General features: G+C 74.4%; 21 protein-coding genes and 1 pseudogene. 15 read left to right on the top strand and 7 right to left on the bottom strand.

Going from position 1 to position 22282, the window contains the following annotated elements; translation table 11 throughout:
* Positions 1-31: 31 nt before the first annotated feature.
* Positions 32-1312: an MFS transporter gene (locus AB2U05_RS01730; protein WP_369182189.1), complete on the bottom strand. Its 1281-nt coding sequence runs from the start codon at positions 1310-1312 to the stop codon at positions 32-34.
* A gap of 101 nt (positions 1313-1413) precedes the next feature.
* Here AB2U05_RS01730 and AB2U05_RS01725 point away from each other — a divergent pair, with 101 nt between their 5' ends.
* Entirely contained in the window at positions 1414-2511 is a 1098-nt protein-coding gene (locus tag AB2U05_RS01725; RefSeq protein ID WP_369182188.1) for a DUF5937 family protein, read from the top strand.
* A 71-nt stretch (positions 2512-2582) separates the two neighbouring features.
* Here the strand turns inward: AB2U05_RS01725 and AB2U05_RS01720 are convergent, their stop codons facing one another.
* Positions 2583-3092 (bottom strand): ricin-type beta-trefoil lectin domain protein, encoded by a 510-nt coding sequence (locus AB2U05_RS01720; RefSeq protein WP_369182187.1) that lies wholly within the window; start codon positions 3090-3092, stop codon positions 2583-2585.
* Positions 3093-3280: 188 nt separating this feature from the next.
* Here AB2U05_RS01720 and AB2U05_RS01715 point away from each other — a divergent pair, with 188 nt between their 5' ends.
* Positions 3281-4138, top strand: coding sequence for a PhzF family phenazine biosynthesis protein (locus AB2U05_RS01715; RefSeq protein ID WP_045696556.1), 858 nt, complete (start codon positions 3281-3283; stop codon positions 4136-4138).
* A 104-nt stretch (positions 4139-4242) separates the two neighbouring features.
* Here the strand turns inward: AB2U05_RS01715 and AB2U05_RS01710 are convergent, their stop codons facing one another.
* The gene (locus AB2U05_RS01710; RefSeq protein WP_369182186.1) at positions 4243-4641 is read right to left on the bottom strand and encodes a cupin domain-containing protein; all 399 of its coding nucleotides are present in this window, start codon (positions 4639-4641) and stop codon (positions 4243-4245) included.
* Between the two features lie 126 nt (positions 4642-4767).
* Here AB2U05_RS01710 and AB2U05_RS01705 point away from each other — a divergent pair, with 126 nt between their 5' ends.
* The 5 genes and pseudogenes from AB2U05_RS01705 (at position 4768) to AB2U05_RS01685 (ending at position 8237) form a co-directional block, all read left to right on the top strand.
* A complete protein-coding gene (locus AB2U05_RS01705) occupies positions 4768-5442 on the top strand; it encodes a TetR/AcrR family transcriptional regulator (RefSeq protein WP_369182185.1) in 675 nt (224 codons plus the stop codon).
* A gap of 74 nt (positions 5443-5516) precedes the next feature.
* Positions 5517-6029 carry a hypothetical protein gene (locus AB2U05_RS01700; protein WP_045696563.1) on the top strand — a complete coding sequence of 171 codons (513 nt, stop codon included), beginning with the start codon at positions 5517-5519 and terminating at the stop codon, positions 6027-6029.
* 52 nt (positions 6030-6081) lie between these two features.
* The gene (locus tag AB2U05_RS01695) at positions 6082-7320 is read left to right on the top strand and encodes a phosphotransferase family protein (protein ID WP_369182184.1); all 1239 of its coding nucleotides are present in this window, start codon (positions 6082-6084) and stop codon (positions 7318-7320) included.
* A gap of 9 nt (positions 7321-7329) precedes the next feature.
* Positions 7330-7548 (top strand): annotated as a pseudogene (locus tag AB2U05_RS01690) (LysR family transcriptional regulator); the annotation flags it as partial.
* A gap of 35 nt (positions 7549-7583) precedes the next feature.
* Entirely contained in the window at positions 7584-8237 is a 654-nt protein-coding gene (locus AB2U05_RS01685) for a LysR substrate-binding domain-containing protein (protein ID WP_369182183.1), read from the top strand.
* 21 nt (positions 8238-8258) lie between these two features.
* On the opposite strand, the gene AB2U05_RS01680 is transcribed toward AB2U05_RS01685, so the two are convergent.
* From AB2U05_RS01680 to AB2U05_RS01670, 3 genes are all read right to left on the bottom strand, one after another.
* Positions 8259-9461 (bottom strand): MFS transporter, encoded by a 1203-nt coding sequence (locus AB2U05_RS01680; protein WP_369182182.1) that lies wholly within the window; start codon positions 9459-9461, stop codon positions 8259-8261.
* Between the two features lie 158 nt (positions 9462-9619).
* Positions 9620-9931: a ferredoxin gene (locus tag AB2U05_RS01675; RefSeq protein WP_078860960.1), complete on the bottom strand. Its 312-nt coding sequence runs from the start codon at positions 9929-9931 to the stop codon at positions 9620-9622.
* Positions 9928-11148, bottom strand: coding sequence for a cytochrome P450 (locus AB2U05_RS01670; protein ID WP_369182181.1), 1221 nt, complete (start codon positions 11146-11148; stop codon positions 9928-9930). The genes AB2U05_RS01675 and AB2U05_RS01670 overlap by 4 nt, the downstream gene beginning before the upstream one ends.
* A 753-nt stretch (positions 11149-11901) precedes the next feature.
* On the opposite strand from AB2U05_RS01670, the gene AB2U05_RS01665 reads away from it, so the two are divergent.
* The 6 genes from AB2U05_RS01665 to AB2U05_RS01640 all read left to right on the top strand — a co-directional run bounded on the left by AB2U05_RS01665 (position 11902) and on the right by AB2U05_RS01640 (position 17945).
* On the top strand, positions 11902-12987 hold the full coding sequence (locus AB2U05_RS01665) for an S-(hydroxymethyl)mycothiol dehydrogenase (protein WP_045704283.1): 1086 nt from the start codon (positions 11902-11904) through the stop codon (positions 12985-12987).
* Entirely contained in the window at positions 12987-13625 is a 639-nt protein-coding gene (locus tag AB2U05_RS01660) for an MBL fold metallo-hydrolase (RefSeq protein WP_369182180.1), read from the top strand. Before AB2U05_RS01665 ends, AB2U05_RS01660 begins: the two co-directional genes overlap by 1 nt.
* Before the next feature lie 95 nt (positions 13626-13720).
* Positions 13721-14122, top strand: a complete 402-nt coding sequence (locus AB2U05_RS01655) for a pyridoxamine 5'-phosphate oxidase family protein (protein ID WP_045704279.1) — start codon at positions 13721-13723, stop codon at positions 14120-14122.
* A gap of 431 nt (positions 14123-14553) precedes the next feature.
* Positions 14554-16404 (top strand): Ig domain-containing protein, encoded by a 1851-nt coding sequence (locus tag AB2U05_RS01650; RefSeq protein WP_063889780.1) that lies wholly within the window; start codon positions 14554-14556, stop codon positions 16402-16404.
* Between the two features lie 169 nt (positions 16405-16573).
* Complete coding sequence (locus tag AB2U05_RS01645) at positions 16574-17035, top strand: hypothetical protein (protein ID WP_369182179.1); 462 nt, start codon at positions 16574-16576, stop codon at positions 17033-17035.
* A gap of 43 nt (positions 17036-17078) precedes the next feature.
* Positions 17079-17945: an NAD-dependent protein deacetylase gene (locus tag AB2U05_RS01640; protein ID WP_369182178.1), complete on the top strand. Its 867-nt coding sequence runs from the start codon at positions 17079-17081 to the stop codon at positions 17943-17945.
* Here AB2U05_RS01640 and AB2U05_RS01635 read toward each other — a convergent pair.
* A complete protein-coding gene (locus AB2U05_RS01635; RefSeq protein WP_369182177.1) occupies positions 17932-18762 on the bottom strand; it encodes a hypothetical protein in 831 nt (276 codons plus the stop codon). The two genes, AB2U05_RS01640 and AB2U05_RS01635, sit on opposite strands and share 14 nt — an antisense overlap.
* Positions 18763-18945: 183 nt before the next feature.
* Between AB2U05_RS01635 and AB2U05_RS01630 the strand changes: the two genes are divergently transcribed.
* Together AB2U05_RS01630 and AB2U05_RS01625 are read left to right on the top strand one after the other, a co-directional pair.
* On the top strand, positions 18946-19614 hold the full coding sequence (locus AB2U05_RS01630) for a cutinase family protein (RefSeq protein ID WP_045704271.1): 669 nt from the start codon (positions 18946-18948) through the stop codon (positions 19612-19614).
* A gap of 117 nt (positions 19615-19731) precedes the next feature.
* Complete coding sequence (locus tag AB2U05_RS01625; protein ID WP_045704269.1) at positions 19732-22179, top strand: penicillin acylase family protein; 2448 nt, start codon at positions 19732-19734, stop codon at positions 22177-22179.
* Positions 22180-22282: the final 103 nt, after the last annotated feature.

The raw sequence follows: 22282 nt of genomic DNA, 5'->3' as shown, positions 1-22282 counted from the left end.
GCGGATGATCATCGCACCGCGCGGGTCGTGGCTACTCCGCCGGTCCCAGCCGCAGCACCGCCAGCGCCCCGGCCGCCGTGGTCACGGCCAGGGCACCCCACAGCAGCCCGGGGCCGGAGGCCAGCAGCGCCGTCAGCACCGCCGGTGCCGCCGCCCGGCCGACCCCGCTCGACAGCTCCCACCGGGCCAGCGCCCGGCCGAGCAGGTGCGGCGGGGCGGAGGCGCTGACCATCGCCGTCCCCGAGCCGGTGTAGAGGATCTCGCCCAGCGTGTACAGCACGGCCACCGCCGCGACGCCCACGGCACCCGCCGTGCCGCCCAGCGAGCCCGCCGCCCAGAAACCCAGGTACGACACGCTCAGCCCCATCCCGGCGGCCGCCAGCACGGCCCGCCGGGGCCGCTTCGCCAGCCGGAGCACCAGGGCCAGCTGGAGCGCGATCACCAGCACGGTGTTGCCCACGAACAAGCCCGAGGACCAGGCCGCCGAGACGTGCAGGTGCAGCACCAGCAGCGCGGGCAGCGCCACCTCCAGCACGTCGAAGCAGAACGCGTACGGCAGGTTGGCCAGGCTCAGCACGGTGATCCGGCGCAGCGGCTCGGTCGTCCCCCCGGTGCCGCGCGGCTGCCCGGCCGCCTGCTGCGGGGCCCGGACCCGCAGCGAGCCGACCAGGGCGGCGGCCAGCAGGCAGGCCGCGCCCGTGACCCCGGCCAGCAGCCGGAAGGCGCCGGGGCCGCCGACCACCGCGACCGTCGCCAGCAGGGCGCCCGCGCCGAGGCCCGCGTTGCGCAGCGCCCGTCCGGCGGCGAGCGCCGCGTCCCGCAGCCGCCCCTCGGTGACGGTGCTCACCACGGCGGCGTGCGTGGTCGGCCAGGACTGGCTGCCGACGCCGAACAGCACGGCGGCCGCGGTGAACAGCACCGGGCCGTGCGCCGTCAGCAGGGTGAGCGCGCCGGCCGCGCGCAGCAGCAGGGTGACCGCGGCCGGCAGGGTGCGGGCGCCGCGGTCGATCCAGCGGCCGGTCAGCGGCAGGGCCAGCAGGCCGACGACCATGCCCGCCGACAGCGCCAGCCCGACCGACCCGGCGGGCAGGTGCAGCACCTCGACGCCGTACAGCAGCAGGAACGGGCGCAGCAGGCCGCCGCCCACCGCGTCCACGGCGAGCGCCACCGCGTACCGGGGGCCGCCGGCGGCGGTGATCAGGCTCAGCAGGGCGGACGGGCCGCCGCGGCCGGTGCCGATCGGCGGTGCGGGCGGCTGGCCGGTGCGGACGGCGGCGTGGTCGTGGACGGACTTCTCCTGGATCAGGCTCATGGCCGGTACCGTCCGCCCTGGCGGGGGCGCCTGGCACGTCGATTGACGGTTCGCGTCAATCGACGGGGACGGGTCGTCGAGCGGGTGGCAGGATCGTCGGCGTGAGTGTGATCATCGACATCACCGGTCTGCCCGAGGACCGGCTGCTCTTCGCCCCGTCCCCGCTGGCCGAGCTGAACGCCATGCTGCACGTGCTGGCCGAGCCCGGGCACCACCCGGCGCTGCAGGGCTGGGCGAACAGCACCACCGCCGCGATCCCGCCCGAGCTGTCCGAGCGGCTGCTGGAGGCCGACTTCCTCTGGCGCTCCTCCCGCGCCGACTTCCTCGTCCCCGGCCACCCCGGCGCCACCCTCGCCGAGGAACTCGACGCCGTCGACCGGATCGAGGACGAGGCGTACGTCGCCGGCGCCCTCGTCACCACCTGCGGCTCCTCCCGGTTCACGCGGCCGATGGCCTCCCCGCTCACCGACCGCGCCGCCAACGAGCGGGCCCGCGACCTCGCCCTCGCCCGCGGCCCCCGGCAGGCCGCCTTCGCCGACCGGCTGCTCGCCGACCCGCCCGCCGTGCGGGCCCTGGTGCGCAAGATGCTGGAGGACTGCGCGTCCGCGTTCTTCGCCGACGCCTGGCGGCGCGTCCTGCCCGACCTCGCCGCCGACGCCCGCCGCAAGACCGACCTGCTCGCCCGCCGGGGCGTCGCCGGGGCGATCGGCGACCTCTCACCCTCCGTCAGCCTCGACCAGGACGGCGAGGGGCGGCGGCGGATCGTCATCGACAAGCTCCAGGACAGCACCACCAGCGGCACCGCCGCCGGGGGCGTCACCTTCATCCCCACCGTCTTCGGCCGCCCGCACCTGCTCTCGGTGTACGCCTACGGCTGGCGGCCCGTCCTCCAGTACCCCGTCGCCGAGGCCGGGGCCGCCGAGCCGGTCTCGCTCGCCGTCGTCCAGCAGCGGCTGGAGGCGCTGGCGCACCCCGTCCGGCTGCGCCTCGCCCGGACCATCGCGCGCGGCCCGCACACCACCGGCGAGCTCGCCGCCGCCTGGCAGCTCAGCTCGCCCGAGGTGTCCCGGCACCTGGCCGTGCTGCGCAAGGCGGGGCTGCTGACCACCGAGCGGCGCGGGCGGTACATGCTCTACCAGCTCGACCTCGCGGGCAGCGCCCGCCTCGGCTCGGACTTCCTGGAGGCGGTGCTGCGCTGAGCCCGCGCGTCGGTGACGCGCGGAGCGAGCGGCCCGCACAGGGGAAGCGGGCCGCTCGCGTGCGGTGGGCGTCAGCCGCCGAGCGGGATGCGCGGCGGGGAGAACGTCCACTGCTGGGCGGTCGTGTAGTTGCAGGTCCAGATCTGCAGCTGCTGGCCGTCCACGAGGTTGCCGCCGGGGACGTCCAGGCACTTGTTGGACTGCGGGTTGATCAGGACGTTGCCCTCGTAGCGGACCCAGCGCTGGGCCTCGCTGCCGTTGCAGTCCCACACCTGGACCCGGGTGCCGTCCCCGGTGCCGCCCGCGGAGACGTCCAGACACTTGTTCAGGGCGGACAGGGTGACGCCGACGCCGTTCGGCTCGGTGGTGGAGGTCCACCACTGGGCGCCCGTGCCGTTGCAGGAGTAGATCTGCACGGGGGTCCCGTTGGCGTTGTTGCTGCCGGGGATGTCCAGGCACTTGTTGACGGCGCCGTTGCTGACGCTGATCGTGCTGCTGGTGTCGGCGTTCGCCGTCCCCGGCACGACCGCGACGGCGATCGCGGCGGCCGCCAGCGCGCCCCACAGGTGTTGCTTGCGCACGGGATTCCTCATGGGTGGTCCGTCCTCTCTCGGAGCTCGGCGCCGACGTGTCGCCGGCACGACGAGGACTGTCGCGCGGGCGCGTGGACATCCGGTGGACGGGGGCGTTGACGGATCGTCTACGCGCTGCGGGTAGGGCCGGCCCGTCCGGTGGGAACAGCCGGCGGCCGAGGGGTGTTGGCCCGGGCATGAGCGATGACCACGCCCCCGAGATCCTGCGCTACACCGCCTTCGCCGACCGCCCGGAGGGCGGCAACCCGGCGGGGGTGGTGCTCGACGCCAGCGGCCTGAGCGACGAGAAGATGCTCGCCGTCGCCGCCGAACTGGGCTACTCCGAGACCGCCTTCCTGACCGCGGGGGAGGGCGAAGGCGCCTACCGCGTACGGTACTTCAGCCCGCTGACGGAGGTGCCGTTCTGCGGGCACGCGACGGTGGCCTCCGCCGTCGCGCTCGCCGAGCGGGTCGGCCCCGGGCGGTACGTGTTCGGCACGGCGGCCGGGGACGTGCCGGTCGAGGTCGAGCGAGGCGCGGACGGGCTGCTGCGCGCCACGCTCACCAGCGTCGAGCCGCACGTCGAGGAGGTGCCGGCGCAGGACGTCGCGCAGGCGCTCGGGCTGCTCGGCTGGTCGGCCGAGGACCTGGATCCGGCGCTGCCGCCGCGCGTCGCGTACGCGGGCGCCCGGCACCTGGTGCTCGCGGTGGGCACCCGGGAGCGGCTGGCCCGGCTCGACTACGACTTCGACGGCCTCGCCGCCTTCATGCGGGCCCGCGACCTGGTCACCCTGCAGCTCGCCTGGCGGGAGGCGCCGGAGGTGTTCCACGTCCGCGACCCGTTCCCGGTCGGCGGCGTGGTCGAGGACCCGGCCACCGGCGCGGCCGCGGCCGCCTTCGGCGCGTACCTGCGCGAGCGGGGCGCGGTGGCGGCCCCGGCGGTGCTGACCCTCCACCAGGGCGAGGACCTGGGCCGCCCGGGCGTGCTGCGGGTGGAACTGCGCGCGGGGGACGGGCGGGTGCGGGTCTCGGGCACGGCGGTGGCGATCCCGTAGGTCGCTTCACGGTTCGACGGTTTCGAAGGTTCGAAGGTTCGACGGCCCGGTGGCCCGGTGGCATCCACGCCGCCGGGCCACCGTGCGTTCGGGGCCGTCGCCGCTCAGGCCGCGTCCGTGCGCGGCTCCAGCCGGGTGCCCTCGCGCAGGGTGACGGACATCAGGTCGCTGGGGGCGTCGACCTCCAGGCGGTGCCAGCGGCCGCGCGGCACGACCACGGCGCTGCCCGCGTCCAGCCGGAACTCCTCCTCCGCGCCGCCCGGTTCGGTGGGGCGCAGGAAGAGGCGCAGCGCGCCGGCGAGGCAGCACACCGCCTCGTCCGCGCCCGGGTGCTGCTCCCACTGGTCGCCGTGGACGTCGGCGTCGCTCTCCACGTGGAAGGTGGCGATCTGCCAGGTGCCGGGGTCGCCGGCGGCCATCCGCCGCTCGGCGGCGCGGACGGCGCCGTCCGCGCGGAACTGCAGCGCGGAGGCGAACAGGTCGATGGGGGTGGTCGTCGTCATGGGGCGCAACCTCTCGGTGGCAGGAGTGTCCGTACCGTTTTTGTACGCGTAAGGAAACTAGCGCAGCGGGCCGCCGATGTCGACACCCGACGTCCGTCCGCCGGGGCCCTGGGGGAGGATGGGGGCATGTCGCCACCGCCCGCCCCGCGCAAGACCGTCGGCCGCCCGCCCCGCTTCTCCCGCCAGGAGGTCGTCGACACCGCCCGCCGGCTCGTCGACGTGGAGGGCGTCGACCGGCTCACCATGCGCCGGCTGGCCGCCGAGATCGGCAGCACGCCGATGGCGCTCTACCACCACGTCCGCAACAAGGAGGAACTGCTCGTCCTGCTGCTCGACGACTACGCCGGGCGCACCCTCCGGCGGCGCGAGCTGCCCGCCGACCCCCGCGAGCGCGTGCTCGCCGCCGCCGAGGCCATTCACCGGGCGCTCGCCGACTGCCCGTGGATCGTCGAGGTGCTGACCGCCGACGACCTGATGGCCACCTCCGCGCTCTGGTACGTCGAGCAGATCGTCGACGGCCTGATCGCCTGCGGCCTGACGCCCGAACAGGCCGTCCACGGCTACCGCTCGCTCTGGTACTACACCGCCGGCGAGATCGTCGTCCGGGCCACCGCCGCCCGCCGCCGCGCCGACTCCGACCGGGCCACCTACCGCGAACAGGTCTTCGCCGGCCTCGACCCGGCCGAACTGCCCCGGCTCGCCCGGCTCGGCGCCCGGTGGGCCGACCTGACCGCCGAGGACACCTACCCGGCGGGCCTGCGCGCCCTCCTCACCGGGCTGCTCGCGCGGGGGGCCGGCTGATCGGCGGCAGGGGCGGCGGCGAACAGAACGGGACGGCGAACAGGCGAACGGGCGAACAGAGGAGCGGGACCGCGGTGCTGAGTGACTGGGTGCGCGAGGTCGTGGAGCAGCGGACGCGCGAGCACCTCGCCGATCCCGACCCCGACCGGATGTCGCCCGCACCGGGGCTGCGCCCGCCCGCGACACCGGAGCAGGTCGCGGAGCTAGAGGGCTGGGCGGGCCAACCGCTGGAGCCCACTTACGCCGAGTTCCTGCGGCAGGGCGACGGCATGGCCGACTTCTCCCGCTCGATGCCGGTGTTCGGCTGGCGGGACTGGGCCGGCGGCCGGCCCCCGGAGGCCGGGCGCCGGTTCGTCGAGATGATGCGGGGTGAGCTCTGCGAGGACTGCGGGCTCGCACCGGACGTGCCCCTCGTGCCGGTCTCGGTGGAGCCGGACGGCGCCGTGGCCGTCCTGATGATCCCGGCGGGGGCCGGGCCGGGGCGGTTCCTCTGGTTCGGCAACGGCGACCTGGCGTTCTTCCCGACCTTCCGGGACCTCTTCGCGTACGCCGCAGGCCGCCGGTCGTGGGCGGACTACGCCGCCTAGCCGGCCGGGAAAACCGGTCGCGGCCGGCGGCCGGCTCGGCGAAGCTGCCGGGATGGAGCGGAGCAGCAGTCGCAGCGTGACCGTCGAGCTGACGTACCGGGGCGGGTACTTCGGGCAGCTCGGGCCCTTCGAGGTGGCCGGCGGGTGGTGGCAGGAGGTCGGCGGGGTCGCGGCGGCCGCCGAAGCGGCGCTCGGGCTGCCGGTGCTGGTGCTGCGGCTGCTGGACGGCGAGGGCGAGGGCGGGGCGTACGGCGGGCGGGTGCGCTACCACGCCGAGTCGGCCGAGCCGCCGCGCACGGCACCCCGGACGCCGGACGCCGCGACGGCCGCGCTGCTCGGCCCGGCCGGGCGGCGGGCCGCCTGGGCGGACGCGGACGGACTGCGGGCGGCGCTGGAGTGGGCGGGGGAGCGGCTGGGGGCGCCCGCCGGGCAGGTGCGGCAGCTGCGCACCTGGAACCTCTCCGGGCTGTACCGGCTGCCCGCCGCCGAGGGCGCGGACGCCTGGCTGAAGACCACCGCGCCGGACTTCAACGCGGCCGAGGGCGAGGTGATCGCGCTGCTCGGCGGCGTCGACGCCACGCTCGTGCCGCGGGTGCTCGCGGCCGATCCGGCGGCCGGGCGGCTGCTGCTCGCGCACGTGCCGGGCGAGGACTGCTGGGGCCCGTCCGCCGCGACCGTGGAGCGGACCGTGCCACGGCTGGTGGCCGCGCAGGCGGCACTGGCGGCGGACGGCCGGGCGGCCGCCGCCGGGCTGCGCGACCGGACGCCCCGGGCGCTGCTCGCGCAGCTGGAGGCGCTGCTCGCCCGGCTGCCCGAGGAGACCGACCTGACCGGCGGGGAACGGGCTCGGGTGGCCGAGCTGGTCGGTGAACTACCCGCCACGATACGGCGGTTGGCGGACTGCGGGCTGCCGGAGACGCTGCTGCACGGCGACTTCCACCCCGGCAACTGGCGGGCCGAGCCGGGCCGCCCGGCCGTCCTGCTCGACTTCGCCGACGCCTGCCTCGGCCACCCGGCCCTGGACGGGCTGCGGGCCCGCGACTTCCTCTCCCCCGAGGACTGGCAGCACTACGCCGGGGTGTGGGCGGCGGCCTGGCGCGCCCACCTGCCCGGCGCCGAGCCGGAGCGGGCGCTGGAACTCGCCGAGCCGCTGTACCACCTGGCGTACGCGCTGCGGTACCAGGAGTTCCTGGACCACATCGAGACCAGCGAACGCCCCTACCACGAGGGCGATCCGGCCTCCGAGCTGCGCGCCGCCCTGCGGTGCGGGTCCGCGCGGGCCCGGTCGTAGACTGCCGGAGTGGAACCGAGGACGCCGAGCCCCCTGCCGCCGGAGCCGCCCCTGCCCGGGCTTCCCCTGCAGGAGTTGGAGGCCTTCTCGGTGCTCGTCCACCAACTGCACTTCGGGCGTACGGGGGAGCTGCTGGGCCTCTCCCAGGGGCGGGTCTCCCAGCTGATCAAGCGGCTGGAGCGCCGGATCGGCGCCCCGCTGTTCGAACGGACCAGCCGCCGGGTCGAGTTGACGGAACCGGCCGCGGGCTCGCCGAGCAGGTGGTGCCCGCCTTCGCCCGGCTGCGGGAGGGCTACGACACGGCCCGGGCCCGGGCGGCCGCGGCGGAGGGGCCGCTGCGGCTCGGCTTCCAGTGCGTCGTGTACGAGCCGGTGGCGCGAGCGATCGCCGCGCTGCCGGCGGGGGCCGTGCACCTCGTCGAGCTGCCCTGGGCGGACCCGTTCTCGCTGCTGGCCCGGGGCGAGCTGGACCTGGCGATCGTGCTGGGGCCGTGCCGGGAGCCGGGGTTCGAGGTGCTGCTGGAGTTCTCCCGGCAGACGGTCTACCTGGCGGTCGCGGCGGGTCGGGGCGAGGCGGGCGCCGAGCCGGAGCTGATCGAGCCGGAGCTGATCGAGCCGCGCGGCCCGGCGCCCGCGTACTGGCGGCTGGCGAACGCTCCGCGGCGCACCGGGGCCGGCCGCGAGCTGAGGTACCCGGCGGGTGCGGCCACCGTGCAGGAGGGGCTGTCGATGGTGGCCACCACCCGGCTCGGCCTGCTGCTGTGCGAGGCGAGCGTCCGGTACGTCCAGCGGCCGGACATCGGCTACCTGCCGGTGCCGGACCTGCCGCCCTCCTCGCTGCTGGTGGTCCAGCGGGAGGACCGGCCGCACCGGCTGGCGGCCGGCTTCGTCGAGCAGCTGGTCCGGCACGCGGGCTGACGTGGCAGGAGGCCTGACGCGTCAGGAGGCGCCGGCCCGCCGCGGGCGGGAGAACACGGCGAGCAGCCACCCGGCGGCCGTGCAGAGCGCCGCGGTGAGCAGCGCGGCACGGTTGCCGGCCTGGTCGACGACCAGCCCGCCGGCCAGCGAGCCCAGCCCGATGCTGGCGTTGAACACGCCCGCCCACAGGGCCGCGGCGGGCTCGACCAGGGCCGGGGCGGCCGTCCGGACCCAGGTCTGGGTGGAGACCGACACCCCGCCGTAGGCGACGCCCCACAGGACCAGGACGAGCAGCACGGCGGCCGGGCTCCCGGTGGCGGGCGGCAGCAGCCCGGCGGCCAGCGCGACGCCGCCGAGCGCGGTGAGCACGGCGGTCCTCGGGCGGCGGCCGGCCAGCGCGCCGAGGCTGAAGTTCCCGGCGACGCCCGCGAGTCCGTACACCAGCAGGCAGCTCGCGATGACGCCGGTGCCCAGGCCGGCGTCGGCCTCCAGCACCGGGCGGACGTAGGTGTACCCGGTGAAGTGGCCGAGCGCGGCGAGCGCGCTGATCGCGAGCCCGGCGGCGACGCCCCGGTGCCGCAGGGCGCCGGCCGGGCCCCCGGCCCGGACGCGCTCGTGGACCGGCAGCGCGGGCAGGGTGGCGGCCAGGACGACGGCGCAGGCGGCCCCGAGCAGGGTGAGCGCCCAGAACGCGGACCGCCAGCCGGCCAGTGCGGCCAGGTAGGTGCCGAGCGGGACGCCGAGGACGGAGGCGATCGAGACGCCGGAGAAGATTAGCGTGGTGACGAGGGCGAGGCGCGGGCCGTCGGCGAGGCGGGGGCCGAGCCCGGCGGCCAGGCCCCAGACGATGCCCATGGCGACGCCGAGCAGGACGCGGGCGGCGGCGAGGCCGAGGAAGTCGGGGGCGAGGGCGGTGAGCGCGTCGGCGAGGGCGAGGACGGCCACGGAGGCGATCAGGACGGTGCGGCGGTCGCGCAGCCCGATCAGGGCCGGGGTGAGGAGCGAGAGGACGGCGGCGATCAGGCCGGTGATGGTGAGGGAGAGTCCGGTGACGCCCTCGCTGACACCAAGGGTGTCGGACATCGGGGTGAGCAGGCCCACCGGCATCATCTCGGAGGAGACCGTGGTGAAGGTGGTGAGGGCGACGGCGAGCACCGGGGCCCAGCGGTGGGCGGGGACGGCGGCGGGGGCGGCCGGGGGCGCGAGGGTTTCCTGGTTCGGCATGCGGCCAGCCCATCAGCCGGGCGGAGCGGCGAACAAGATCGATCCGCGCATGGATCGATGAGCCCGGCTCATGGATCTCCTCGGGGACACGGGCACGGGCACGGGCACGGACACGGGCAGGGGGCCGGGTGGGTGCCCGGCCCCCTGCCCGCGGAGCGTCACTCCGCCGGGGCGATCCGGTGGCCGCCGCGCGCCGAGTGCAGGACCAGCGCCTCGACCGGGCAGAACTCCACCGCCTCGGCCAGCTCCGGCGTCAACTCGGCGCCGCCGGAGGCGTATCCGGCCAGCGGCCGAGCCAGCCCGTCCGGCCCGAGGGCCAGCGCGGCGGGAACACTGATCGCGCACATTCCGGAGCCGATGCAGCGGTCCCGGTCGACCCGGACGACCACGGGCTCGTCGGAGTCCGCCCCGGGGTCCGTCGCCGCGCTCTCCTCCACCGGGTCGCCGGAGCGGCGCGGTACGGCCGTCACCAGGCGACCCGGAGGGTGTTCGGGCTGCGCGTGACCAGGCCGCGCCGCCAGTCGATGCCCTCGACCGGTTCGTCCAGCCGCAGCGCGGGCAGGCGGCGGGCCAACCGGTGCAGGGCGAGCTCGAGTTCCGTCCGGGCCAGCCAGGCGCCCAGGCAGTGGTGCGGCCCGGCGCCGAAGGTCAGCAGCGGGGCGGCCAGCGGGGAGAACAGCTCGGTGACGAGGTCGCCGGTGAAGACCTCCGGGTCGTGGTTGGCGGCGTTGGTGACGGCGGCCACCACGCTGCCGGACGGGATCGCCACCCCGCCGATCTCCACGTCCTCGACGGTGCGGCGCAGCAGCCCGGGGTTGTGGTCGACGGCGTCGCCGAGCGGGACGGCGCGCAGCAGCTGCTCGGTGGCGGCGGCCGCGCTGGCCTCGTCGGAGGCGAGCCGCCGCCAGGCGTCCCGGCCGTCCTCCAGCAGGTAGACCAGGGCGTTGCCGAGGCTGGTCATGGTGGTCTCGTGGCCGGCCACGACCAGGCCGACGACCAGCGCCACCAGCTGCGGCTCGGTGATCGTGCCGTCCTCGGCGGCGGCCGCGAGCAGGCTGCTGACCAGGTCCTCGCCGGGGTCGGCCCGGCGTTCGGCGATCACCTCGGCGCCGAACGCGGTGAACTCCCGCAGCGCGGCCCGGATCTCCTCGGCGGTGAAGGCGGTGGTGGACAGCGCGTGGTCGCTCCAGTGCCCGAGCCTCTTGCCGTCCAGGTGGTCCAGGCCCATCAGCCGGCTGATCACGGCGATCGGCAGCCGGCGGGTGTAGCCGGCGACGATGTCGGCGGGGGAGCCGCGGTCGATCAGCTCGTCGATCAGGGACTCGACCACCGAGGCCACCCAGGGCCGCCAGCGGGCGATGGCCCGGGGGGTGAACGCCCGCTGCACGGTGCGGCGCAGCCGTTGGTGCTCGGCGCCGTCGATGTTCAGGATGCTCTGCGGGTCGTCCAGGATGTTCGGGATCAGCTTGAGCGGCGGCGCGCCCGGGGCGTGCAGGGCGGCGCGGTTGAGGCGGGGGTCGGTCAGCACCTGCCGGACGTCGGCGTGCCGGCTGACCAGCCAGACGGGGGTTCCGGTCATCAGCGCGGCGAGCCGGGGCGGGCCGGGCTCCATGGCGCGCAGGCAGTGCAGCGGGACGAGCGGGGCGGTGCCGGGGCCGGCACCGGTCGCACTGTTCTCGGCGGACATCCGTACTCCAGACTCCAGGGCGATGGGCCGCGGGGGCGGCCCGGCGGGGGGAACCGGGATGGTGCGGGGGACGGGTGGCGCGGCGGGCCGGGGGGTCGGGCGAGGCGCGCGGTGCGTGGTGGCGTGTGCTGACGGGGACTCGGTGCGTCGGGGAATCGGTGCTGACGGGGAATCGGTGCGTCGGGGTGGTCTCGGCGGGCTGCTGGGGCAGGGGTCTCCGGCCGGGGCGGTGGCGCGAAACGTGCGGGCGCGTACGGTCGGTACGTGCCCGGAACGTTCGCGGAACGTCCCCGGGGATCCCCGGCGCGGGTGGCGCGCGATGGCGCGCCGTCAGGTGGGGCGGGTGTGCTGAGCGTGCTCGGGTGAACCGCTTCCGCTACGACGACCGTACGTGGGCGGCGGGCCGCCCGTCTGCGGCAGTTCCAGCCAACGGCGGTGGTTCACGGGGTGGTTCCGGCTACCGCGGCGGCCGGTCCGAGCCGGTCCGGGGCGCGCTGACGGGCGCTCGGCGTCGCCCGCGCGCCGCCGTTGCCGGGGTGCGCCGGTCGGCGGCGGGTGCGGCGCCGGTGAGCGGCGGCGCATGCCACCGGCATGTGCGGTGGGCCGGATCACCGCCGTCGCTCCGGCGGCGTCCGCGGAGCCGGGCGCTACGCTTCGTGGTCGGTGGTTCCGTGGCACGAGCCGCGGCGCCGCCACCGAACGCGGCAGGACGGGCCGGTGCGGAGCAGCACCGGCGGACGGAGGTGGGATCGGATGGCCCAGCAGGTCAAGGCAGTCATCGCGCGCGCCAAGGGCGCGCCCGTGGAGGTGACCACGATCGTCGTGCCGGACCCGGGGCCGGGGGAGGCGGTGGTCCGGATTCAGGCTTGCGGCGTCTGCCACACCGACCTCCACTACCGGGAGGGCGGCATCAACGACGAGTTCCCGTTCCTGCTCGGCCACGAGGCCGCGGGCATCGTGGAGTCGGTCGGCGAGGGCGTCACCGAGGTCGCGCCCGGTGACTTCGTGGTGCTCAACTGGCGTGCGGTGTGCGGCCAGTGCCGTGCCTGCAAGCGCGGTCGCCCGCAGTACTGCTTCGCCACCCACAACGCGAAGCAGAAGATGACGCTGCTGGACGGCACCGAGCTGTCCCCGGCACTGGGCATCGGCGCGTTCGCTGAGAAGACCCTGGTCGCGGCCGGGCAGTGCACCAAGGTGGACGGCGCCGCCGAGCCGGCCGTGGCCGGCCTGCTGGGCTGCGGCGTGATGGCGGGCCTCGGCGCCGCGATCAACACCGGCAACGTCGGCCGCGGCGACACCGTCGCGGTGATCGGCTGCGGCGGCGTCGGCGGCGCGGCCGTGATGGGCTCCCGGCTGGCCGGCGCGTCGAGGATCATCGCGGTGGACATCGACGACCGGAAGCTGGAGACGGCGGTCCGGCTCGGCGCCACCCACACCGTCAACTCCCGCACCACCGACCCGGTCGAGGCGATCCGGGAGCTGACCGGCGGCAACGGCGCGGACGTGGTGGTGGAGGCGGTCGGCCGCCCCGAGACGTACCGGCAGGCCTTCTACGCCCGCGACCTCGCCGGCACCGTCGTCCTGGTCGGCGTGCCGACCCCGGAGATGACGCTGGAGCTCCCGCTGCTGGACGTGTTCGGCCGCGGCGGCGCGCTCAAGTCCTCCTGGTACGGCGACTGCCTGCCCTCGCGGGACTTCCCGATGCTCATCGACCTCCATCTCCAGGGCCGCCTGGACCTCGCCGCCTTCGTCACCGAGACCATCGAACTCGGCGGTGTGGAGCAGGCGTTCGAGCGCATGCACCACGGCGACGTGCTCCGCTCGGTGGTGGTCTTCTGATGGCCGCGGGGACCGCCCGGATCGACCGGCTCGTCACCGCCGGGACCTTCGAACTCGACGGCGGCAGCTGGGAGGTGGAGAACAACGTGTGGATCGTCGGCGACGACGCCGAGGTCGTGGTGATCGACGCCGCGCACGACGCCGACGCCATCGAGGCCGCGCTCGGCGGCCGCCGGCTGCTCGCGATCGTCTCCACCCACGCCCACAACGACCACATCGACGCGGCCCCGGCGCTCGCCGCCCGCACCGGCGCGCCGATCCTGCTGCACCCGGACGACCTGCCGCTGTGGAAGCTCACCCACCCCGAGCGGCTGCCGGACGGCGAACTCGCGGACGGGCAGCGGATCGCGGTCGCCGGCACGGAGCTGACCGTGCTGCACACCCCGGGCCACGCCCCCGGCGCAGTCTGCCTGTACGCGCCCGACCTGGGCACCGTCTTCACCGGCGACACCCTGTTCCACGGCGGGCCCGGCGCGACCGGCCGGTCCTTCTCGCACTTCCCGACCATCATCGAGTCGATCCGCGAGCGGCTGCTGTCGCTCCCGGCCGACACGGTGGTGCGCACCGGCCACGGCGACCCGACCACCATCGGCGCCGAGGCCCCGGCCCTGCCGGAGTGGATCGCCCGCGGGCACTGACGCGCCGTACGCCCGTCCGCGGGCACTGACGCGCCGTACGCCCACGAAGGCCCCCGGGAGTCCCGCGAGCTCCCGGGGGCCGTACGATCCCGATCATGGCCCAGGACCCGCGCGACCTCGACGACGCCATGCTCGCCTTCTGGCGCGAGCGGCACATCTCCACGCTGACCACCACCCGCCCGGACGGCTCGCCGCACGTGGTGCCGGTCGGCGTCACCTTCGACCCGGAGACCGGCACGGCCCGGGTCATCACCAGCCGGACCAGCCGCAAGGCGCGCAACGTCGCCGCGGCCGGCGCGCAGGGCCTGCGGGTGGCCGTCTGTCAGGTGGACCGGGCGCGCTGGGCCACCCTGGAGGGCGTCGCGGTCGTCCGCGACGAGCCGGAGCAGGTCGCCGACGCCGAGCGCCGCTACGAGGCGCGCTACCGGACGCCCCGGGAGAACCCGGACCGGGTGGTCATCGAGATCGCGGTCGACCGCGTCCTCGGGCGTGGCTGAGCGGCACACGCCCACCGCCTTTCCCACGAGCTTTCCGGAAGTGCCGTCACGGTGAATACGGAAACAATCTCCCGACCGTCATTCAGTGAATGGTTACGCGCGTCAACTTGGACGTCGGCGGGGCACTCCATGGGCTCCCACCTGCCCGGATGCCGTTCTTAATGAGTCCTTACCCTTTTCCATTGACCGGTGTTCATCAGCTCTGCTTTCCTTCATGCCCAGCAGGCGGCCCCCACCGACGGGTGGTCAATTCCGGGTGTGCGGACTCATCGAACCGGATTGGCCTCCGGCGGAATTCGCCGTCTGCCCTTCCCCACAAAGGGATCGTCCGCCGGCTCCCCGGCCGGCCGGGCGATCGGTACGAGAGAGGCACCCTCACCATGGGTCACTCCCGCAGACTGCGGCGTGCGAAGTACGCGACGCTCACCGGAATGGCGTCCCTGGCGCTCGCCGCCGCCGGTCTCGCCGGCGCTGCCGGGCCTGCCGCCGCGCAGGACATCCCCGGCATCCCGAGCAACAGCACGGCCAACGAGTTCAACCCCTGGAGCCCGCAGGCCGGGCACCCGTACCGCCACGGCGCGGTGCCGGGCAAGCAGCAGCACGAGAACTACAAGCAGTGGCTCGCCGCGCACAACCAGGCGGCGGCCACCGGCCAGCAGACGCTGTCCTACGGCGGCGGCGTCGACGGCATCGGCGTGCAGAGCGGCCACTCCAAGGTCTACCTGATCTTCTACGGCACCCAGTGGGGCACCCAGACCACCGACGCCAACGGCAACGCCAAGTTCTCGGGCGACTCGGCGGGCGCCGCCGGTGCCACCCAGCAGATGTTCAAGGGCATCGGCACCAACGGCGAGACCTGGTCGGCCGACCTGACGCAGTGGTGCGACGGCCCGAACGTCGCCTCCGGCGCCGTCAGCTGCCCGTCCAACGCCAACTTCATCCCGTACCAGAGCGGCGGCGTGCTGTCCGGCGTCTGGTACGACAACGCGGCCGCCTCGCCGTCCCAGGCGACCGGCAACCAGCTCGCCCAGGAGGCCGTCAAGGCCGCCGGCCACTTCGGCAACACCACCGCCGCCGCCAACCGCGACGCGTACTACATCGTCCTGTCGCCGCACGGCACCAACCCGGACGACTACCAGAACCCGACCACCGGGTACTGCGCCTGGCACGACTGGAACGGCGACACCACCCTCACCGGTGGCGCGGCGAGCTCGCCCTACGGCGACATCGCGTTCTCGAACCAGCCGTACAACATCGACGCGGGCGCCAACTGCGGCGTCGGCTTCGTCAACTCGCCCGGCACCCTGGACGGTTGGACGATGACCCTCGGCCACGAGTGGCACGAGATGATGTCCGACCAGAACCCGGCCGGCGGCTGGACCAACCACGTGTCCGGCAGCTCGTACAACGGCCAGGAGAACTCCGACGAGTGCGCCTGGATCAAGCCGGGCTCCACCGGCGGCGCCGCGAACATCTCCTTCGGCGCCTTCGGCTCCTACGCCGAGCAGGCCAGCTGGTCGAACGACACCAACTCCTGCGCGATCTCGCACGCGATCCTGACCCACGGCAACACCGTGACCGTCACCAACCCGGGCAACCAGACCGGGACCGTCGGCACCGCGGCGAGCCTGCAGATCAGCGCCAGCGACTCGGCCTCCGGCCAGACCCTGACCTACTCGGCCACCGGCCTGCCCGCCGGCCTGTCGATCAACTCCTCGACCGGCCTGATCTCCGGCACGCCGACCGCCTCCGGCACCGCCAGCGTGACGGTCACCGCGAAGGACACCACCGGCGCCGCCGGCAGCACCAGCTTCACCTGGACCGAGTCCACCGGCGGTGGCGGCGGCAACGCCGTCACCAACGGCGGCTTCGAGAACGGCAACACCACCGGCTGGACCACCACCGGCACCGCCACCACGCCCGCCGCGGCCGCCCACACCGGCAGCTACGGCCTGCAGCTCGGCTCCACCAGCCCCAGCACGGACTCCACCGCCGCGCAGACCTTCACCGCGCCGACCGGCTCCAGCAAGCTGTCCTTCTGGTACAGCAACACCTGCCCGGACACCCTGACCTACGACTGGGCGACGGCCACCCTGAAGGACAACACCACCGGCACGACCACCACGGTCCTCGCCAAGACCTGCTCCTCCGCCGCGACCTGGACCAACCAGACCGCGACCGTCACCCCCGGGCACTCGTACACGCTCACCCTGAGCAACCACGACGACAACTACGCGGGTGACGCGACCTACACCTACTACGACGACGTGACCGTCTCCTGACGATCACCCTCGCCCGAGCCGCCGGGGTGGGCCACGTGCCCGCCCCGGCGCGCTCTTTCCGCTTCCGGGGGGATCCGATCCGGCCTCCGGTGCGTCGAACCGGCACCACGTCGGTACTGCTTCGGTACTGCTTCGGCACTGATCGCACCACGGCACCAGAGGAACCACTGTGAACCTGAGAAGACCCGCCGCCCTCGCCCTGACCTGCGCCGCCGCCCTGCTGGCCCTGGCCGGCTGCGGCTCGGCCGGCCCGTCGACGGCCTCGTCGGCCTCGTCGGCCGCCCCGTCTGCCCCCGCGAGCACGTCGGCCGCCGTCACCGCCGACGAGCACGCCGACCGCACCACCCTGAAGGTCGCCGCGGGCACCACGGTCACCGTCGAACTGCACAGCACCTACTGGTCCGGCGCCACCAGCACCGCCCCCGACGTCCTCGCCCCCGCCGCCGGCCCGGCCACCTCGCCCTCCCCCTCCTGCCGCCCGGGCGGCGGCTGCGGCACCGTCGCCACCTCCTTCACCGCCCGCATGCCCGGCACGGCCCACCTCACCGCCTCCCGCACCACCTGCGGCGAGGCCCTGGCCTGCGGGCCGCAGCAGCGGACGTACGACGTCACCGTCGAGGTCACCGGCTGACGGCGCTCGCGTTCGCCCCGGCCCCGGTTCTAGGCTGAACGGCATGGGTGTGCCCGCGACGAATCCCGGCGCCCCGGCCGCCGACGCGGCCGGCCTGGAGGCGCTGGTGCGGCTGCTGGCCGGGCGGGGTGTGGTGGTGCTCAGCGGCGCCGGGCTGTCGACGGAGTCGGGCATCCCCGACTACCGGGGCGAGACCGGCAGCCGCCGGCGCGGCACGCCGATGACGTACCAGGAGTTCACCGGCAGCGAGGCGGCCCGCCGCCGGTACTGGGCGCGCAGCCACGTCGGCTGGCGCACGATCGCGGGCGCCGAGCCGAACGCCGGGCACCGGGCGGTGGAGCAGCTGCGGCGCTCGGGCCACGTGGCGGCGGTGATCACCCAGAACGTGGACGGTCTGCACCACGCGGCCGGCACCCGTACGGCCGTCGAGCTGCACGGCGCGCTGCGCCGGGTGGTGTGCCTGGCCTGCCGGCGCACCACCTCGCGCGAGGAGCTGGACGGCCGCCTGGACGCGCTGAACGCCGGGTTCCGGGCGGGATCGGCCCGGCTGAACCCGGACGGCGACGCCGAACTGCCGCCGGAGCTGGTGGACGGCTTCCGGGTCGCTCCCTGTCCGGCCTGCGGGGGCGTGCTCAAGCCGGACGTCGTCTTCTTCGGCGAGAGCGTGCCCGAGCCCCGGGTCCGGCGCTGCTTCGAACTCGTCGACGCCGCCCAGGCGTTGGTGGTCCTCGGCTCCTCGCTCACCGTCCTGTCCGGCCTGCGCTTCGTGCGCCGCGCCGCCGCGGCGGGCACGCCCGTGGTGATCGTCAACCAGGGCGCGACCCGGGCGGACGAGCTCGCCGCGGCCCGGGTCGGCCTGCCGCTGGGCGCGGTGCTGACCGAGGCCGCCCGGCGGGTCAGGAGCGGGTAGCGAGCGCGTGCAGGGAGGCCTTGAGGGCGGCGAGGAAGCGCTCCAGGGCGGCCTCGTCGACGAGGTCGAGCGACAGGTACGGGTTGAGGTCCTCCAGCTCGACGAGGAGCAGACCGCCCTCCGGGGTGCGGCAGGCGTCGACGCGCTGGATGCCGTGCTCGACGGTGTTCCACGCGACGAAGCGGCGGGCGAAGTCGAGGTCGGCGGCGGTGGGCTCGTACGGTTCGAGGCGCCAGCGCTGCTCGGGGTCGGGCGCGTACAGGGCGTACTGGAAGGCGTCGTCGACGAAGTAGAACGAGACCTCGTAGGTGAACGGGATCAGCGGCTGGACCAGCACGCCGTCGTACGCCACGGAGCCGAGCTCGTCGCGGGGGACGATGCGCAGGCCGATCGAGTCGGCGCCGAGCTTCGGCTTGACGACGTACTCGGGGACGACGGGCAGGCGCGCGAGGTCCTCGGCCCGGTCGACGGTCGGGATGACGGGGTACCCGGCGGCGCTCAGGTCCAGCAGGTACTGCTTGCCGGCCATGTCGGCCCGCCCGGTCAGCTGGTTGTAGACGCGGGTGCCGCGTTCCAGCGCCCGGCGGCGGAAGTCCTCGTACCCGGCGCGGTAGTCGAGCACCGGGCCGCTGTTGCGGACCAGCACCACGTCGAAGCCGTCCATCAGCGCGGCGGCGTCGAGCGGGTGGCACAGGGCGACGTCGAAGTCCTCGCGCAGCCGGGCGGAGAGCCGGATGTCCTCGTCGCAGTAGCGGCGGCCCCGGGCCTGGTAGGCGAGGTCGGTGACGAGCAGGACACGGGGTCGGGCGGCGGGCATGAGCTCTCCTGAAGATCATCTTTCCTGCTCAGCCTACTATCGCGAAGCGGATGCGGGAGCGGGCCGTCCGGACGGGGGCTTCATCGGGATGTCATCGGCTGCTGCCACCGTCGCTCTGTCGTCTCGGCCGAGCGCCCGCCGCACCGGAGAGGGCGGGGCGGCCGACTGCGTGGGGAGGTACGGATGCGAGCACGAAGGATCGCGGCCGCGGCAGCGGGAATCCTGCTGACGGTCGGGCTGACAGCGGCACAGGGGGCGACGGCGCAGGGGGCCACCGCGCGGGTGACCGCCCCGTGCGAGGGCACGTACACGATCGTCGTCGGGGGCACCGGCAGCTCGTGGAACAACGACGGGTTCACCGGCAACATCCAGCAGCACGTCGGGTACCCCACCCAGATCCCGAACGGCGCGAGCACCCGGGCGGGCGTCAACGAGCTGAACCGGCTGGTCCGGGACCAGCGCGCCGCGTGCCCGGACCAGCACGTCAAGATGGCCGGGTACTCCCTGGGAGCCGGTGTGGTGCACGTGTGGGTCACCGAGAACTGGCAGACGTTCGGCAACGTCAACGCCATCCTCATCGCGGACCCCAAGCGGCAGGGCCCTCCCGGGGCCAACGGCGGGGCCGTGCCGTTCGGCGGCTTCATCGGCGCCCCGCTCGCCGGTGCCGACAAGTTCTTCGGCAACATCCCCGTCAAGACGATCTGCCACTGGGACTACGTCTGCGACGAGTCCGCCGGCATCTGGACCTACCCGTACAACCACACCCACAACTACCCCGAAGACTTCAACATGGACCACCACAACGACAGCGCCAACGAGGTCTGGTACAACGGCGCCTGGTACCCCGCGTAGGCCCGCAACGCCCGCCGGCCGGGCGCGTGGGCGCTTCATCGGGATGTCATCGGCCCTCCCTAGTCTGGCCGTGTCCAGTCAAACGCACGGACCCGCACGACGGGGAAGGACGGCTCGATGGCACGGAGGAGACTCACGGCGAGGCTGCCGATCGCGGTCGTGGCCGCGATGGCCCTGATGAGCACGGCGGCGGCCGCCGGGACACCGGTGTCCGCCGCACCGGGGCCCGACAAGCCGACGATCCGGTACACCGAGTACGGGATCCCGCACATCATCGCCGCCGACCTGGAGGGGCTGGGCAAGGGATACGGGTACGCCGCCGCCAAGGACAACATCTGCACCCTGGCCGGCACCTACCTGATGGTCAACGCCCAGCGGTCCCGCTACCTGGGGCCCGACGGCAAGGCGAGCCCCGGCCAGAACCAGAACAGCACCACCAACCTCAACAGCGACCTGTACTTCCAGCGGATCAACGACAACCGCGTGGTGGAGGGGCTGATCGACCAGCCCGCGCCCAAGGGCCCGGAGCCGGAGGTCAGGGACGCCATCCGCGGCTACGTCCAGGGGTACAACCGGTACCTGGCCGAGACCGGCGTGAACAACATCTCCGACCCGGCCTGCCGTGGCGCGGCCTGGGTGCGGCCGATCACCGAGCTCGACGTCTACCGGCACGCGCACGCCGAGATCATCATGGGCAGCGCCGATCCGCTGCTGGACGGCGAAGTGAACGCCGCACCCCCGGGAGCATCGGCCGCCGCCCAGCCCGCGCTCTCCCCGGAGGAGACCGGCAACCGGATCCGCGAGGCGATGGCCGCCGCCCGCCAGCAGGGCGCCATGGGCAGCAACGCCCTCGCCGTGGGCTCCCAGGGGGTCTCCGGCGGCACCAGCATGCTGCTGGCCAACCCGCACTTCCCCTGGCAGGGCAAGAACCGGATGTGGCAGGCCCAGTTGACCATCCCGGGGCGGTTCAACGTCTCCGGGGCCAGCCTGCTCGGCCTGCCCGCCGTGAACATCGGGCACAACGACGACGTCGCCTGGACCCACACCGTCGCCACGGTGGCCCCGTTCGGGCTGTTCGACGTCCAGGTGGACCCGCTGCACCCGACCAACTACCTGGTGGACGGCACCTGGCAGCCGATGACCTCACAGCAGGTCGGCGTCGACGTGCTGAACCCGGACGGCTCCGTCGGCAGGGTCACCAGGACGCTCTGGTCCACCCGGTACGGCCCGATCACCACCTCGATCCTCGGCACCCAGCTGCCCTGGGTGGTGAGCGCGCACGCGGTGCGCGACGCGAACATGGACAACCTGCGGGCGTTGAACACCTGGTTCCACCTCGACCAGGCCAAGGACGTCAACGACGTGGTGAACTCCCTGGAGACCACGGAGGGCGTGCCCTTCTTCAACACCGTCGCCTCCGACCGCAAGGGCAACGCGCTCTACGCGGACATCCAGGCCGCCCCGAACATCACCGACGCCCACGCGCAGTCCTGCCTCACCCTGACGGGTCAGGTGCTGTTCAACCAGCAGCTGCGGCTGCCCAACGTGCCACCGGTCTCCATCTTCGACGGCAAGCGCAGCGCGTGCGACTGGCCGAACGACCCGAACGCGGTCGCGCCCGGACTGCTGGACCCGCACGCGCAACCACGCCTGATCCGCTCCGACTTCGTGGGCAACGCCAACGACAGCGCCTGGCTGGCCAATCCCGAGCAGCCGCTGTCCTTCCCCCGGGTGATGGGCGACACCGGGCAACCGCGCTCGCTCCGCACCCAGGAGCTGATCCTGACCGCGCAGAACCGGATCAACGGCACCGACGGCCTGCCGGGCCGGGGCTTCACGCCCGAGACCATGCGGCAGTTGCTGTTCGCCGACAACAGCAGAGCGGCCGACCTGGCCCTGAACGCCACGGTGAGCGCCTGCCAGGGCGCGCCGTTCGGGCTCGTCCTGGTGGAGGGCAACCTGGTCAACATCAGTGAGGCGTGCCCGATCCTGGCCGCCTGGAACCACAAGTACACGGCGGACAGCCGGGGTTCCTGGCTGTTCGAGAACTTCTGGTTCAACCTGACCAACGGGCAGGCGATCGAGAAGCTGCCGTGGCGGGTCCCGTTCGATCCCAAGGATCCGGTGCACACGCCCAATTCGCTGGACGCGGGGAACGACAGCGTCCGAAACTCGCTCGCCCGGGCCGTCCTCGCGCTGCGCAACGCGGGCATCGCGTTGGACGCGCCGCTGTCGGACGTCCAGAGGATCACCCGCAACGGCGAGCAGATCCCGATCCACGGGTCGATCCACGAACTGGGCGTGCTGAACGTGGTCACCCCCGGCGCGGTCGACGGGAAGATGGACATCACCTTCGGCTCCAGCTTCATCCAGGAGACGCGGTTCACCGCGGACGGCCCGCCGCAGGCCGCCTCGCTGCTGGCCTACTCCCAGTCGGCCGACCCGACCTCGCCGCACTACGCGGACCAGACCAAGCTGTTCGCGGCCGGCCAGTGGGTGACCGAGCGCTACACCGAGGACCAGATCGCGGCCTCGCCGGTCCTGCAGACCAAGGTCCTGGACTGACGGCTCGCACGCCGCGACACGACACGACACGCCCGCGGCACGACACGCCCGGGACACGACGCGAGACGCCGCGCCGCGACACGACACGACGCACGACGAGGGG

This window comes from Streptomyces sp. Y1 (assembly GCF_041053115.1).
GTDB classification, from domain to species: domain Bacteria; phylum Actinomycetota; class Actinomycetes; order Streptomycetales; family Streptomycetaceae; genus Kitasatospora; species Kitasatospora rubellomurina.
Note: the sequence above shows the minus strand (reverse complement) of the source record. Positions and strands in the feature narration are given on the sequence as shown.

Excerpts from the sequence above, each read along its gene's own strand:
- AB2U05_RS01665 (WP_045704283.1), top strand. The coding sequence starts at position 11,902 with ATGGCCCAGCAGGTCAAGGCAGTCATCGCGCGCGCCAAGGGCGCGCCC.
- AB2U05_RS01695 (WP_369182184.1), top strand. The coding sequence starts at position 6,082 with ATGGAGCGGAGCAGCAGTCGCAGCGTGACCGTCGAGCTGACGTACCGG.
- AB2U05_RS01710 (WP_369182186.1), bottom strand. The coding sequence starts at position 4,641 with ATGACGACGACCACCCCCATCGACCTGTTCGCCTCCGCGCTGCAGTTC.
- AB2U05_RS01670 (WP_369182181.1), bottom strand. The coding sequence starts at position 11,148 with ATGTCCGCCGAGAACAGTGCGACCGGTGCCGGCCCCGGCACCGCCCCG.
- AB2U05_RS01705 (WP_369182185.1), top strand. The coding sequence starts at position 4,768 with ATGTCGCCACCGCCCGCCCCGCGCAAGACCGTCGGCCGCCCGCCCCGC.
- AB2U05_RS01715 (WP_045696556.1), top strand. The coding sequence starts at position 3,281 with ATGAGCGATGACCACGCCCCCGAGATCCTGCGCTACACCGCCTTCGCC.
- AB2U05_RS01635 (WP_369182177.1), bottom strand. The coding sequence starts at position 18,762 with ATGCCCGCCGCCCGACCCCGTGTCCTGCTCGTCACCGACCTCGCCTAC.
- AB2U05_RS01625 (WP_045704269.1), top strand. The coding sequence starts at position 19,732 with ATGGCACGGAGGAGACTCACGGCGAGGCTGCCGATCGCGGTCGTGGCC.
- AB2U05_RS01640 (WP_369182178.1), top strand. The coding sequence starts at position 17,079 with ATGGGTGTGCCCGCGACGAATCCCGGCGCCCCGGCCGCCGACGCGGCC.
- AB2U05_RS01730 (WP_369182189.1), bottom strand. The coding sequence starts at position 1,312 with ATGAGCCTGATCCAGGAGAAGTCCGTCCACGACCACGCCGCCGTCCGC.
- AB2U05_RS01650 (WP_063889780.1), top strand. The coding sequence starts at position 14,554 with ATGGCGTCCCTGGCGCTCGCCGCCGCCGGTCTCGCCGGCGCTGCCGGG.
- AB2U05_RS01655 (WP_045704279.1), top strand. The coding sequence starts at position 13,721 with ATGGCCCAGGACCCGCGCGACCTCGACGACGCCATGCTCGCCTTCTGG.
- AB2U05_RS01660 (WP_369182180.1), top strand. The coding sequence starts at position 12,987 with ATGGCCGCGGGGACCGCCCGGATCGACCGGCTCGTCACCGCCGGGACC.
- AB2U05_RS01680 (WP_369182182.1), bottom strand. The coding sequence starts at position 9,461 with ATGCCGAACCAGGAAACCCTCGCGCCCCCGGCCGCCCCCGCCGCCGTC.
- AB2U05_RS01630 (WP_045704271.1), top strand. The coding sequence starts at position 18,946 with ATGCGAGCACGAAGGATCGCGGCCGCGGCAGCGGGAATCCTGCTGACG.